A 12,939-nucleotide genomic window follows, 5' to 3' on the forward strand; every position below is an offset into this window, starting at 1 on the left:
CTCAGGTGGCTTGCGGGCCGGTGACGGTCCAGCCCGGTGCCTGCGGGTGGGCCGTCAGGTCCTCGTGGCGTACCGGGTCGCCGCAGGCCGCGCAGGTGACGACCGGGGCGAGGTCCTTGCCGCAGCTGTGCTCGATCACCATGGGGCGGTCGCCGTCCGGATGGAGGTGGCGGTCGCCCCAGGCCATCAGGGTCATCAGGACCGGCTCCAGTTCCAGGCCGGCCAGCGTGGCCCGGTACTCGAAGCGCTGCGGCCGCTCGCTGTAGACGCGCTTGGTGAGGATCCCGGCGTCGACGAGGCGGCGCAGCCGGGTGGCCAGGATGTCGCGCGGGGCGCCGATGTTGCGTACCAGCTGGTCGAAGCGGCCGTTGCCCAGGCACACCTCCCGCAGGACCAGCAGGGAGTACTTCTCGCCGACGAGCGCCAGGGTGTCGGCGACCGAACACGGGCGGGGGTGCTTGGGTGCGGCCATGTGGTCAGTCTAGTGGAGGGTTGGATTTTCCAACTCTCGGGGTTATGGTGAGTTCGGTTTTCCTACTCACTGGTAGTCGAGACTGGCAATCGAGGTCCCCGTGATGCGTGACGCAGTCATCGTCGAAGCCGTACGCACACCCGTCGGAAAGGGCAGGCCGAACGGGTCCCTGGCACATGTCCACCCCGTCGAGCTCCTCGCCCACACCCTGCGCACCCTCGTCGAACGCTCCGGCGTCGACCCCGCCCTCATCGACGACGTGATCGGCGGCACCGTCGACCAGGTCGGCGAGCAGGCCATGAACACCACCCGGTACGCCGTGCTGTCCGCGGGTTTCCCCGAGACGGTCCCGGCGACCACGGTGGACCGCCAGTGCGGCTCCTCCCAGCAGGCCGTGCACTTCGCCGCGCAGGGGGTCATGTCCGGCGCCTACGACATCGTCGTCGCCTGTGGCGTCGAGTCGATGAGCCGGGTGCCGATGTGGTCCAACGTGCCGGCCGGCAAGGACCCCTTCGGTCCCGGAGTCGCCGCGCGCTACCCGGAGGGGCTGGTGCCGCAGGGCATCAGCGCCGAGCTGATCGCCGCGAAGTGGTCCATCGGACGGGAGGAGATGGACGCCTTCGCGGTCTCCTCGCACCGGAAGGCGGCGGCCGCGTGGGCGGCGGGGCGGTTCGACGCGCAGGTGGCTCCGCTGGACGGTGTCGGCCGTGACGAGTCGGTACGGCCGGGGACCACCGCCGAGATCCTGGCCGGGCTCAAGCCCGCCTACTACGACCCCGGGTTCGCCGAGCGGTTCCCGCAGATCGAGTGGAACGTCACGGCGGGCAACGCGAGCCCGATCAACGACGGCGCCTCCGCGGTGCTCGTCACCTCCGGTGAGACCGCGGCGCGGCTCGGGCTGCGGCCGCTGGCCCGGCTGCACTCGTTCGCCGTGACCGGCTCGGACCCGCTGCTCATGCTGACCGGCGTGATACCGGCGACGGAGAAGGTGCTGCGGCGGGCCGGGCTCGGCATCGGGGACATCGACCTGTTCGAGGTGAACGAGGCGTTCTCCAGCGTGGTGCTGGCCTGGCGGCAGGAGACCGGGGCGGACCTCGGCAGGGTGAACGTGAACGGCGGGGCGATCGCCCTCGGGCATCCGCTGGGGGCGAGCGGGACCCGGCTGACCACGACGCTGGTGCATGCGATGCGGGAGCGCGGCGCTCGCTTCGGCCTTCAGACCATGTGCGAGGCCGGTGGGTTGGCCAACGCGATGATTCTGGAGGCGGTGCGGTAGGGGGCTGTGCGCCTCATGGGGTGCCGTGTGGTGTGGTCGCGCGGCTGCCGGAGCGTGGGGGCTGGTCGCGCGGTTCCCCGCGCCCCTTCGGGGGCGCTAGCGCCGGGGGCGTAGGTGGTGGCGTTTCTGCCAGGCGAGTACCGCTCCGGCCACCGCGGGGACGACGATCGCGGCCACCGAGATCAGGAAGACCGGGGAGGTCGGGGTCGAGGCGCGGGCGCCTGCCACGACGTAGGCGGCCACGTTCGGGATCGAGCCGAGGGCCGTGGCCACCAGGAACGGGGTGCAGCGCATCCGGGAGACGGCGGCCGCGTAGTTCGCGGCCCAGAACGGGACGCCGGGGAACAGCCGTACCGCCAGCATCGAGCGGAAGCCGTGCCTGCTGAACTGGCTGTCCGCCGCCTTCAGCAGCCGGCCGCGCAGCAGCGGGCGCAGTGCCTCCTGGCCGAGCATCCGGCCGAGCGCGAAGGAGAGCCACGCCCCGAGCACGGTGCCGGCCATGGCCGCGCCCATCCCCGGCGCCGAGCCGAACAGCGCGCCGGCCGCCAGGTTCAGGATCGGCCGGGGCACGAACGCCACCGTGATCAGGCCGTACGCCACGGCGAAGACCACCACCGCGGTGGTGCCGGCCACCTGTGGCGGCCAGCCCTGTGTCATCAGCTTCTGGGGCTCGAAGAGCAGGACCGACGCCGCGGCCGCCGCCAGCAGCGCGACGAGCAGGGACAGCCGGGACCACGGCGACAGCAGCACGCGTGTGCAGCGCGCGCCGAAGCTCGTCGGAGCGGGCACGGCGACGGTCAGCTCCGTGGCGGCGACCCGGGGAGAGGCCGTGGCGGTGCCAGAGCGGTTGGCATCGAGCATTCGGCGACACTAACCGAAGCGGATGTGTGATCGCCGTATGGATGCGGCCCCTTGGGGGGATCCGGCCCGTGTCGGGCCACCGGAAAACCGTTCGACGTGGGGCGACGCGTCGGCGATGATCTGTGTCATGTTCCGGTTCGCCTTCCTCGTCGCAGCGTCCGCAGTCGCGGACGCGCCGAAGGCTGCCGTTCCCGTTCTCACGGCCGCTGCCGACGGCGCCCGAAGCTGACCCTCCCCGGAAAGTCCGGCGGACCCCGCAGGGGGAGGGTCGGCCGGTTTCCCGGGGTCCCGCACTTCCTTCGGACACGCTTCGAGGTACAGCCATGCCCAAGACGGCATACGTCCGCACCAAACCGCACCTCAACATCGGCACGATGGGCCACGTCGACCACGGCAAGACCACCCTGACCGCCGCCATCACCAAGGTCCTCGCCGAGCGCGGCACCGGCACCTTCGTGCCGTTCGACCGCATCGACCGGGCCCCCGAGGAGGCCGCCCGCGGCATCACCATCAACATCGCGCACGTCGAGTACGAGACCGACACCCGGCACTACGCCCACGTGGACATGCCGGGCCATGCCGACTACGTCAAGAACATGGTCACCGGAGCCGCGCAGCTGGACGGGGCGATCCTCGTCGTCTCCGCGCTCGACGGGATCATGCCGCAGACCGCCGAACACGTGCTGCTCGCCCGGCAGGTGGGCGTCGACCACGTCGTGGTGGCGTTGAACAAGGCGGACTCGGCCGACGAGGAACTGGTCGAGCTCGTGGAGCTGGAGGTGCGGGAACTGCTCAGCGCGCACGGCTACGGGGGCGACTCCGTGCCCGTCGTGAGGGTCTCCGGACTCAAGGCCCTGGAGGGGGACCCGCGGTGGGCGGCGTCGATCGAGGCGCTGCTGGACGCGGTGGACACGTACGTGCCGATGCCGGAGCGGTACCTGGACGCACCGTTCCTCCTGCCGGTGGAGAACGTGCTCACCATCACCGGGCGCGGCACGGTCGTGACCGGGGCCGTGGAGAGGGGGACCGTGCGGGTCGGCGACCGGGTGGAGGTGCTCGGCGCCGACGTCGAGACCGTCGTCACCGGGCTGGAGACCTTCGGGAAGCCGATGGACGAGGCGCAGGCCGGGGACAACGTGGCGCTGCTGCTGCGGGGCGTGCCCCGGGACGCGGTGCGGCGGGGGCACGTGGTGGCGGCGCCGGGGAGCGTGGTGCCGGCGTGGCGGTTCTCGGCGCGGGTGTACGTGCTGTCGGGGCGTGAAGGGGGCCGTACGACCCCGGTCGCGACGGGGTACCGGCCGCAGTTCTACATCCGTACCGCGGACGTGGTCGGCGACGTCGACCTCGGTGAGGTGGCGGTGGCCCGGCCCGGGGACACGGTGGAGATGACCGTGCGGCTGGGGCGGGAGGTTCCGCTGGAGGCGGGGCTGGGGTTCGCCATCCGTGAGGGCGGCCGGACCGTGGGGGCCGGGACCGTGACCTCCGTGGAGTGAGCGGGACCGTGACCTCCGTGGAGTGAGGTCGCGGTGGGTGGGGGACTGCGGGCCGGTGGGGGCCGGTCGCGCAGTTCCCCGCGCCCCTTTCGGGGCGCCGTCGTGACCGTCGCTCCATGGGCCCTGTGCGGGCCCTGCGCCTCGGTCGGCCTGCGCAACGCACAATGGGGGAGTGAACGAAGCCATACCCGTCGTCCGGGTCACCGCGCACGGGACCGCCAAGCTGATGCCCGATGTCGATCGCGAGCGGGCCTGGTTGCTGACCGTCGACGGGGCGCCGCAGTCGTATGTGGATCTCGACGAGCCGACGCATCTCGAGTTCGAGTACGCCCGGCGGCTGGGGCATGTGCTGGACGCCGTGGCGGAGGCCGGCGCACCCCTGGACGTGCTGCATCTCGGCGGGGGCGCCTGCACGCTGCCCCGGTACGTGGCGACGACCCGGCCCGGTTCCCGGCAGGACGTCGTGGACGCCGACCGGGAGCTGCTGGAGCTGGTCACCGAGCACCTGCCGTGGGCGGACGGCACCGGGATCACCCTGCACGCCGCCGACGCGCGCGGCTGGCTGGAAGCGGCGCCCGCGGACTCGGCGGACGTAATGATCGCGGACGTCTTCGGCGGGTCCCGGATCCCCGCGCACCTGACCTCGCTGGGCTACGCGCGGGAGGCCGAGCGGGTGCTCAGGAGCGACGGAATCTATCTGGCCAACCTCGCGGACTCCGCCCCCTTCGACTTCCTGCGCTCCCAACTCGCCACGTTCGCCGTCGTCTTCGAGGAGCTGGCGCTCATCGCCGAGCCCGGCGTGCTGCGCGGGCGGCGGTTCGGCAACGCGGTGCTCATCGCCTCGCACCGGCCGATCGACGCCGGTGCGCTGGCCCGTCGTACGGCCGCCGACGCCTTCCCTGCGCGGGTCGAACACGGGTCGGCGCTGCGGGAGTTCGTCGGCGCGGCCCGGCCGGTCGGGGACCCGGCCGCCGTACCGTCACCCGAGCCCCCCGGCGGAACGTTCGGGATCGGGTGAGGCCGGCGACGGCCGGGCGGAGACCGGGACCGTGCGGCGGGTGAGGTTGCGCACCTCCGGCACGAACAGCACCGCCGCCGTGACGGCGACCACCACACCCGCGCAGCCCCACAGGGCCGGGCCCCGGCCGAAGGCGTCCTCCGCGGGACCCGCCAGCGCCGTCGCCAGGGGCAGCAGGGAGACGGAGCCGAACCAGTCGTAGGCCGAGACCCGGGAGAGCTTCTCCTCGGGGATCTCCTGGTGCAGCGCGGTCATCCAGGAGACGCCGAAGACCTCGACCGTCGTACCCGCCACGAACATCACCGCGCACAGGGCCGCCACGGGGACCGGTACCGCCAGCGCCGCCGAGGGCAGGGCCAGCGGGAAGATGCACAGGGTGCCGGTGAACAGCAGGCGGCGGGGTTTCCAGCGGGTCATCAGCAGGGCGCCGGCCACCGTGCCCGCGCCGAACGCGGCCAGCGCCAGACCCCATGGACCGGGTCCGCCCAGGCTGTCGCGGGCCACCAGCGGGCCGTAGACCGCGTCGGCGGCGCCCACCACCGCGTTCGCGACCGAGAACTGGACGACGATCCCCCACAGCCAGGGGCGGCCCGCGAACTCCCGCCAGCCCTCCCGGAGATCGGCCAGCATCCCCTCGCCCGGGGCGCGCGGCGGGATATGGCTGACGTCGAGGAACGAGCGCAGCGCACCGGCGACCGCGAACGCCGCCGAGTCCACCGCCAGCACCCAGCCGGGACCCACCGCGGCCACCAGCACGCCGCCCAGAGCCGCGCCCCCGAGGGCGGCGCTCTGCATCGCCATCCGGAACACCGCGAACGCGCGGCCCGCCTGGTCGCCGCTCACCGAGGACAACAGCATGCCCTCCGCCGCCGGGCCGAAGAACGCCTGGCCGGTGCCGCCCAGCGCGGTGAGCAGCATCATCTGCCACAGCCGGGGGTCGCCGGTGAGCACGAGGACGGCGAAGGCGCCCTGGGAGAGGAAGTTGAGGGCGTTGGCCGCGACCATCACCCGGTGACGGGGGAAACGGTCCGCCACCGCGCCGCCGACGAGCAGGAACAGCACCAGCGGGAAGGTGCGGGCCGCGGCCACCAGGCCGACGTCCCCGCCGTCGCCGCCCGCGTCCAGCACGGCGAACGCGGCGGCGATCAGGGAGCCGTTGGCGCCCAGGCTCGTCACGATCGTCGCCGCGGTCAGCAGGCTGTAGTTGCGGCCCGCCCAGGCGGGTCTGCGCAGGCGGGACGGGGTGCCGGCGGCGCCGGGGGAGTCGGGGGAGCCGGAGGTGGAGGTCACCGCCCGACTATCCCCGCGAAGAGCCCGCCTTGCCAATCCGATTCCCGGGCATCCCGTTCCGGGGCACCGCAGGCCCGGGAATCCCCCCTGGGGACCTCGCGCTCGGGAATCCTGCCCCCGGGCACCTCGCGCTCGGGAATCCGGTCCGCAGGCACCTCGCGCTCGGGAATCCGGTCCGCGGGCGTCCCGTGCCCGGGAATCCGGTCCGCAGGCACCTCGCGCTCGGGAATCCGGTCCGCAGGCGTTCCGTGCCCGGGAATCCGGTCCGCAGGCACCTCGCACCCGGGAATCCGGTCCGCGGGCGTCCCGTTCCCCGGCATCCGGTGTGCGGGTGCCTGAGTCCGGGGCGTCCGCTGTCCCGCCGCCGTCAGCTCCCGGTCGGGGTGCCGTGCAGGCGGACCGTGCTGAGGATCTTCATGATCGTCGCCGTCGGGACCTCGCCGCTCACTCCCCTGGCGCCGTAGAAGTCCCACGAGACCAGGTCGCCGGCCGAGTTCTCGAAGCCGAACGTGATCGCCTTGCCGTCGCCCGCGCACTTGCCCTTCTGCGGGCTGTTCGTCGAACGCGCCCAGGCGTAGGCGCCCTTGAGGCCCGACGCGGTGGTGTAGGCGGTGGACTTCTTGTCGTAGGTGATCGTCTTCTTGTCCGGCTGTGTGTAGCCGCCGTACACCCACCAGGGGACCTCCCGGACGGCCGCGTCGCCCGGTGTCTTCGCGCCGCTCTCGCCCTTGGTGCCCACTGCCGCCAGGGCGGTGTCCTCGGTCCTGCCGTCCTTGTCGTCGTCGCTCGTGCACCACTTCGACTTGTACTGGGCGGGCGCCGACATCGTGATGATCGGCTTGCCGTCCGAGTCCTCGAAGCCGACGGACGTCCCCGAGGTCAGCACCTCCCAGCCGGCCGGCACGTCGAAGGCCGTGCCCCACTTGGGGTTCACGACGGTCTTCCAGCCCGCGACCGTCGGCTTCTCGGTCGAGTCGTCGCCGCGCGGGCTGTCGTCCGAGGACGCCGACGCGGACGCGGAGGCGGCCGGCGAGTGGGTCGCCTGCTGGTTCTTGCCGGTGTCCGCCTTGTCGTCCTTCTTGCCGCCGAGGACCAGGAACCCGGTAACCCCGGCCGCCACCACGACGGCGGTCGCCGCGATGATCGCGACCAGCTTCGTACGGTCGCCGCCCCCGCCCCCGCCCTGCGGGGTGCCGGCGGGCCCGGCCGGGCCCCACTGCGGCTGCTGCCCGTACCCGCCCTGCTGCGGGTACTGCTGGTAGCCGGGCTGCTGGTACGGGTTCGGTTGCTGGTAACCCGGTTGCTGATACGGGTTGTTCTGCGGGTACTGCTCGCCCCCTGGCGGCTGCTGTTCTGGCCACATGGCTCGTAACCCTAGTCCCGCCATGGACATGATCCGGTCACCGGTGTCCGTCGGGACCGCCACGATGGCGGCGATCACGGCGGCTGGTCTGGCCAGATTCGGCTACTCGTGAGTAACATGACCGTCATGAGCACTGACCAGATGTCGATCGGCGAGATGCTCGCCGCCACGGTCCCGATGGTGCGGACCCTCAACCTGGAGTACCTGGAGACCACTCCGGAGCGGGCCGTGCTGTCCCTGCCGGACCAGGGCGAATTCCACAACCACATCGGCGGCCCGCACGCGGGCGCGATGTTCACCCTCGCCGAGTCCGCGAGCGGCGCGATCGTGCTCGCCGCCTTCGGCGACCAGCTCTCCCGGGCCGTACCGCTGGCCGTCAGTGCCGAGATCGCCTACAAGAAGGTCGCCCTCGGCCCGGTCAGGGCCACCGCGGTCCTGGGCCGTCCGGCCGCCGACGTCGTCGCCGAACTCGACGCGGGCAAGCGCCCCGAGTTCCCGGTCACCGTCGCCATCACGCGCGAGGACGGCGCGGTCACCGGCGAGATGACGGTCGTCTGGACCCTCCGTCCCAACGGCTGAGCGGTTCCGTGAACGCCGGACGGGGTGCGGGCCGCCGGGCCCGCACCCCGTCCTTCACCGGGGCCGCTCAGGCGGCGCGGCGCTCCTCGCGCCCGGCCCCGGCGTCCTCCAGACCCGCCACGAAGTCCTTGAGCCATGCCGTGAACTCCGGTCCCAGGTCCGGGCGTTCGCAGGCGAGCCGGACCACCGTGCGCAGGTAGTCGCCCTTGTCGCCGGTGTCGTAGCGCAGTCCGTCGAAGACCACGCCGTGCACCGTGCCGGCCGCGGCCAGGTCCTGCAGCGCGTCCGTCAGCTGGATCTCGCCGCCCCGGCCGGGCGCGGTCCGCTCCAGGACGTCGAACACCTCGGGATCGAGGACATAGCGGCCGATGACCGCGTAGTTGCTGGGCGCCTGCTCCGGGGACGGCTTCTCCACCAGGCCGGTCACCCTGACCACGCCGCTCTCGCCGGTCGGTTCGACGGCGGCGCAGCCGTAGAGGTGGACCTGTGACGGGTCGACCTCCATCAGCGCGACGACACTGCCCTGGTGGCGGTCGCGGACGTCGAGCATCTGGCTGAGCAGGGTCTCGCGGGCGTCGATCAGGTCGTCGCCGAGGAGCACCGCGAAGGGCTGGTCGCCCACGTGGTGCCTGGCGCACAGCACCGCGTGGCCGAGGCCGAGCGGGTCGCCCTGGCGGATGTGGTGGATGTCGGCGAGCCGCGCGGGATCGCGTACGGCGTCCAGGCGCACGGTGTCGCCCTTGGCGGCCAGCGCCTGCTCCAGTTCGAAGGCGTTGTCGAAGTGGTCCTCGATGGCCCGCTTGTGCCGGCCGGTGACCATGAGGATGTCGTCGAGCCCGGCCTTGGCGGCCTCCTCGACGACGTACTGGATGGCCGGCTTGTCGACGACCGGCAGCATCTCCTTCGGGGTCGCCTTGGTGGCGGGCAGGAACCGGGTGCCGAGCCCGGCGGCCGGGACGACGGCCTTGCGCACCGGCCGGGGGGACGTGGGGGCGGGTGAGGAGTGGGGGGCGATCATGCGGCCCATGCTCGCCCGCCGGGATGAGAGAGGGCCGGGAGAAGCATGGGAGGCGGCTGTGGAACTCCGCGTTCCGCCACGGGGGACCGGGGCCGTCCGGGAGTTGAAGATTTCGTGTGCCATCGGGGTCCTGGCGCACACAAGTTGAACCTGTGCGGCCGCTGAATCCCGACCGGGCGTGGATACCGCCGGTAACTTATCTGAATTCCCATCTCTTTGAACTTGGGTCACCTCAACTTCTTGTTTCCTGTGAGACGTGTGTGCAAAGGTGAGCCACCCCGCGGGAGGGTCCGGAGAACGGTACGGCCACCAAGCCGGCCGTTATGGACCTGAAAAGGTACGCACCAATCAGCACCGCATTCCGTCAGGGCGCCCATTCGCATGCCGCCCTGCGGCTCGGAAGGAAATGGTTCAGTGCAATCCCCCTACCCCCCACGCCCGCCGTACCCGCCTCGCCCCGGTTCGGCCCCAGGGGAGTCCGACCGCGATCTCGTCGCCCAGCTCACCGGCGCCCCCGCGGCCAGACACCATGCCGTCGCCCTGCTGCTCGCCCGACACTGGCACGCCACCTGTGACTACGCCGTCGTCTGCCTGGCCGCCGCCACGCCCACCGCCCAGCTCGTCGCCAGCGCCGCCTTCGAGCGGGTCCTCGGCAGGCTGGCCGGCGGCGCGGTGGGCGGGGCGCTGCGTCCGCAGCTCCTCGTGGCCGTACGGGAGACGGTCCGCGCCTGGGCCGCCGACGAGGCCATTTCGGTGGTCGCACCGGAACTGCGCAAGACCACCGGCGGTCGCGGACTCGGTGCCGCGAGACCCGGCACCCCCGAAAGGCGGCAACTCGCGGAGCGTGCTTTCCAGGCCCTTCCGGGAGCCTCGCAATGCCTCCTCTGGCACACCGAGGTCGAAGCCGAACCCATAAACATACCCGCTGGTCTGCTGGGTGTCGACACGGCAACCGCGACGGCCGCACTGGATCAGGCCCGCGAACAATTCCGGATCGGATTGGTACGCACCCATCGGGAACTCGCACCCTCGAAGGAATGCCGCTTCTACAACCGGCTCCTCGACGTTCCCATTCGCCGGGGCGGCTCTCTGCTCCCCGATGTGCAAAGACATCTCACCGAGTGCCGGTACTGCCGGCACGCCGCCGAACAGCTCAGCCATTTCGACACCGGCCTGGAGGTGCTGCTCGCCGAGACCGTGCTCGGCTGGGGAGCCCGCCGTTACCTCGACGCGCGGACCGCCCGCGGCGCGGTCGTCGAGGCCTGGCCGGACGGAGGCGAACCGGCGGCCACGGCGGCGCTCGGCGGACGGCACCGCATCGTGTCCGGGAGCGGGCGGCGCAAGGCCGTGCTGGCCGGTGCCGGCCTGGTCTCCCTCGCGCTGCTCGCCACCGTGCTCGTGGCCAAGGGCTGGACCGACGACAACGGCGTCCCGCGTCCCGGCGCCGCCACCTGGGGAGCCCCGGGCGGCACCACCACCCGGCCCGGCCCCACGGCGAACCCGCCCTCCTCGGGCTCCCCGTCCCCGGCCTCCGTGGGCGAACCCGTCGAGATCGCCCACGGCCGGCTGCGCGCCCTCGACGCCGGGCTCTGCGCCGACGTGCGCGGGGGCCGGCCGCGGGTCGGCGCGGAACTGCGGCTCGGCCCGTGCTCGGACGCCGGGTCCCAGCAGTGGTCGTACCAGGACGACGGCCTGCTGCGCAGCGCGCTCGACCCCACCCTGTGCGTCGCCGCCGACCCGGGTGCGCACAGTGTGGTGGTCGCCGGCTGTCTGGTGCACGCGGGAGAGGTGTCGTACGACCTGACGGTGCGCGGGGAACTCCTGCTGCGCTGGGACAAGGGCCTCGCGCTGGCCGCGGACGGCACCCGGGTGGTCGTGGCCCGGCGCAGCGGGTCGGCCGGGCAGCGCTGGGAGCTGGAGTCGGGGGAGGGCGGAGTCGCGGTGACTCCGCAGCCCGCGGCCCCCGCGCCGCAGCAGGGCGGGTCGGCCGGGACGCCCGCGCCATCGCTTCCGATGGTTCCGCAGGGCGACCCCGGTGAGCCGCAGGAGCCGTACGGCACGCGGGTCGCGCAGGCCGGATCCCCTCGGCGTCCCGGCGCCGTCACACCGCCCGCACCCCGTGAGACCGTGAGCTCGCTCTCCGAGGCGGTCGGCGGCATCCTGCCCCCGGCACCTGCCACCGTGACGAACGTCCTGAACTCCGTTCCGGACGTCGTGGGCGCAGTGGGCGCAGTGGGCGGAGTGGGCGCGGTCGGCGGAGTAGGTGGAGTGGCCGGGCTGCTCGGCTGACGTCCGCGCCGGGCCCCGCCTCGCCGCCTGCCCCGGGTGCCGGGCGAACCGGCCCTCGGGGTGCGGTTGTTGTACCGACCGGGCCTCGGCATGATGGACGCGGTACGCCGCGTGCCGTGCACCACCGTAGATCGCCGTCGTCCGACACCGACACCTCACCGTGACGGGGCTCGGCGGGGATTCCGGTCGCGACATGGCGTCGGTCTTCTGCCCGCGCCGCGGCCCGCGTCACGCGGAGACGTTCGACAGGACAGACGTTTCGACAGGATCAGGACGGGAAGCATGCCGGGAGAGATGTCGCCCACCGGGAAGCCCGTCGGCCCCGGCTCGCCGCCCGAGCTGCGGGCCTCCCACGCCGACCGGGACCGGGTGGTGGATGTGCTGCGGATCGCGGCCGGGGACGGCCTGCTGACCGCGGACGAACTGGACGAGCGCCTGGAAGCCGCCCTGTCGGCGCGGACCCTGAGCGAACTGGCCCCGCTCACCGCCGACCTGCCGCCCGTATCGGCCGGCGTCGGCGCGGTCGGGGCGGAAGCCAAGGACGTGGTGCGGATCGAACAGGTCCACAGCAGTGCGGTCGAGTGGGTGGGGCGCTGGGTGGTTCCGCGCAGGCTGGAACTCGCGGTGACCTACTGCGACGTGACGCTCGACTTCACGGACGCGGTCATCACGCACGACACCCTGCGGATCGACGTGGCGATGGCGGGCAAGACGCTGACGCTGATCACACGGCCGGGTGTCGTGGTCGACACCGATGGTCTGTTGCTGGTGCATACCAAGGCCAAGTACCGCCAGGAGTCCACGAGTTCGGGTACCCGGCCCGCGCTGCGGGTGGAACTGGTCGGTGAGAAGGCCCACGGTCGTGTCGTGGTACGGCCCGCCCGTCGGACGTTCGTGCAGTGGCTGCTGCGTGGCCGTTCGCACGGCGCGGACCGTCACTCCTGAGGCAGTGAGGCCAACCACCGTTCGTCGCGGAACTCGGGCGGGACCTCGTCCTGCCCCGGATCGATCCCGCGGCGTTCCAGTTCGTCGAACCACCTGTCCCGTTGCGACTCGGGGAGGCGCCGGCCGCACCAGGGGCAGAACCCGATGGTGACGCTCGACGTGCCGCCGTCATGGATGATCAGGCCGTACTCCTGGAATGCGGCGTTGAACGCGACCAGCGTGTCCGGGCAGGCGAAGGGGTCGGCGTGCCGGTCGCAGGGCACGTCGACGCGGCTGTTCATCGCCTCGCAGCAGTGGGTGGTCATGACCTCGGGTCTTCGTCGATCGGGTGCCGT

General features: G+C 72.6%; 12 protein-coding genes. 6 read left to right on the top strand and 6 right to left on the bottom strand.

Features of this window, described 5'->3' with window-relative positions; translation table 11 throughout:
• Nucleotide 1: 1 nt before the first annotated feature.
• On the bottom strand, nt 2-472 hold the full coding sequence (locus tag IEZ11_RS33925) for a winged helix-turn-helix transcriptional regulator (RefSeq protein WP_189266790.1): 471 nt from the start codon (nt 470-472) through the stop codon (nt 2-4).
• A gap of 103 nt (nt 473-575) precedes the next feature.
• On the opposite strand from IEZ11_RS33925, the gene IEZ11_RS33930 reads away from it, so the two are divergent.
• Nucleotides 576-1,748: a thiolase family protein gene (locus tag IEZ11_RS33930; RefSeq protein WP_189266791.1), complete on the top strand. Its 1,173-nt coding sequence runs from the start codon at nt 576-578 to the stop codon at nt 1,746-1,748.
• 96 nt (nt 1,749-1,844) lie between these two features.
• Here the strand turns inward: IEZ11_RS33930 and IEZ11_RS33935 are convergent, their stop codons facing one another.
• Nucleotides 1,845-2,609: a TVP38/TMEM64 family protein gene (locus IEZ11_RS33935; RefSeq protein WP_189266792.1), complete on the bottom strand. Its 765-nt coding sequence runs from the start codon at nt 2,607-2,609 to the stop codon at nt 1,845-1,847.
• Nucleotides 2,610-2,932: 323 nt separating this feature from the next.
• On the opposite strand from IEZ11_RS33935, the gene tuf reads away from it, so the two are divergent.
• The gene (gene tuf / locus IEZ11_RS33940) at nt 2,933-4,102 is read left to right on the top strand and encodes an elongation factor Tu (protein WP_189266793.1); all 1,170 of its coding nucleotides are present in this window, start codon (nt 2,933-2,935) and stop codon (nt 4,100-4,102) included.
• Nucleotides 4,103-4,274: 172 nt separating this feature from the next.
• Nucleotides 4,275-5,120 carry a spermidine synthase gene (locus IEZ11_RS33945; RefSeq protein ID WP_189266794.1) on the top strand — a complete coding sequence of 282 codons (846 nt, stop codon included), beginning with the start codon at nt 4,275-4,277 and terminating at the stop codon, nt 5,118-5,120.
• Here the strand turns inward: IEZ11_RS33945 and IEZ11_RS33950 are convergent.
• A complete protein-coding gene (locus IEZ11_RS33950; protein WP_189266795.1) occupies nt 5,082-6,410 on the bottom strand; it encodes an MFS transporter in 1,329 nt (442 codons plus the stop codon). The two genes, IEZ11_RS33945 and IEZ11_RS33950, sit on opposite strands and share 39 nt — an antisense overlap.
• 367 nt (nt 6,411-6,777) lie before the next feature.
• Nucleotides 6,778-7,773, bottom strand: a complete 996-nt coding sequence (locus IEZ11_RS33955) for a DUF8017 domain-containing protein (protein ID WP_189266796.1) — start codon at nt 7,771-7,773, stop codon at nt 6,778-6,780.
• A 141-nt stretch (nt 7,774-7,914) separates the two neighbouring features.
• Between IEZ11_RS33955 and IEZ11_RS33960 the strand changes: the two genes are divergently transcribed.
• Nucleotides 7,915-8,352, top strand: a complete 438-nt coding sequence (locus IEZ11_RS33960; RefSeq protein WP_189266880.1) for a DUF4442 domain-containing protein — start codon at nt 7,915-7,917, stop codon at nt 8,350-8,352.
• A gap of 67 nt (nt 8,353-8,419) precedes the next feature.
• On the opposite strand, the gene galU is transcribed toward IEZ11_RS33960, so the two are convergent.
• On the bottom strand, nt 8,420-9,370 hold the full coding sequence (gene galU, locus IEZ11_RS33965; protein ID WP_189266797.1) for a UTP--glucose-1-phosphate uridylyltransferase GalU: 951 nt from the start codon (nt 9,368-9,370) through the stop codon (nt 8,420-8,422).
• Nucleotides 9,371-9,784: 414 nt separating this feature from the next.
• Here galU and IEZ11_RS33970 point away from each other — a divergent pair, with 414 nt between their 5' ends.
• Both IEZ11_RS33970 and IEZ11_RS33975 read left to right on the top strand, forming a co-directional pair.
• Nucleotides 9,785-11,659 carry an RICIN domain-containing protein gene (locus tag IEZ11_RS33970; RefSeq protein ID WP_229713521.1) on the top strand — a complete coding sequence of 625 codons (1,875 nt, stop codon included), beginning with the start codon at nt 9,785-9,787 and terminating at the stop codon, nt 11,657-11,659.
• Between the two features lie 282 nt (nt 11,660-11,941).
• A complete protein-coding gene (locus IEZ11_RS33975; protein WP_189266799.1) occupies nt 11,942-12,604 on the top strand; it encodes a DUF1707 SHOCT-like domain-containing protein in 663 nt (220 codons plus the stop codon).
• On the opposite strand, the gene IEZ11_RS33980 is transcribed toward IEZ11_RS33975, so the two are convergent.
• Entirely contained in the window at nt 12,595-12,909 is a 315-nt protein-coding gene (locus IEZ11_RS33980; protein WP_189266800.1) for a DUF6980 family protein, read from the bottom strand. The genes IEZ11_RS33975 and IEZ11_RS33980 overlap by 10 nt on opposite strands.
• Nucleotides 12,910-12,939: the final 30 nt, after the last annotated feature.

The organism is Streptomyces fuscichromogenes, from assembly GCF_014645815.1.
Classification (GTDB): domain Bacteria; phylum Actinomycetota; class Actinomycetes; order Streptomycetales; family Streptomycetaceae; genus Streptomyces; species Streptomyces fuscichromogenes.

Excerpts from the sequence above, each read along its gene's own strand:
- IEZ11_RS33925 (WP_189266790.1), bottom strand. The coding sequence starts at position 472 with ATGGCCGCACCCAAGCACCCCCGCCCGTGTTCGGTCGCCGACACCCTG.
- IEZ11_RS33930 (WP_189266791.1), top strand. The coding sequence starts at position 576 with ATGCGTGACGCAGTCATCGTCGAAGCCGTACGCACACCCGTCGGAAAG.
- IEZ11_RS33935 (WP_189266792.1), bottom strand. The coding sequence starts at position 2,609 with ATGCTCGATGCCAACCGCTCTGGCACCGCCACGGCCTCTCCCCGGGTC.
- tuf (WP_189266793.1), top strand. The coding sequence starts at position 2,933 with ATGCCCAAGACGGCATACGTCCGCACCAAACCGCACCTCAACATCGGC.
- IEZ11_RS33955 (WP_189266796.1), bottom strand. The coding sequence starts at position 7,773 with ATGTGGCCAGAACAGCAGCCGCCAGGGGGCGAGCAGTACCCGCAGAAC.
- IEZ11_RS33960 (WP_189266880.1), top strand. The coding sequence starts at position 7,915 with ATGTCGATCGGCGAGATGCTCGCCGCCACGGTCCCGATGGTGCGGACC.
- galU (WP_189266797.1), bottom strand. The coding sequence starts at position 9,370 with ATGATCGCCCCCCACTCCTCACCCGCCCCCACGTCCCCCCGGCCGGTG.
- IEZ11_RS33975 (WP_189266799.1), top strand. The coding sequence starts at position 11,942 with ATGCCGGGAGAGATGTCGCCCACCGGGAAGCCCGTCGGCCCCGGCTCG.
- IEZ11_RS33980 (WP_189266800.1), bottom strand. The coding sequence starts at position 12,909 with ATGACCACCCACTGCTGCGAGGCGATGAACAGCCGCGTCGACGTGCCC.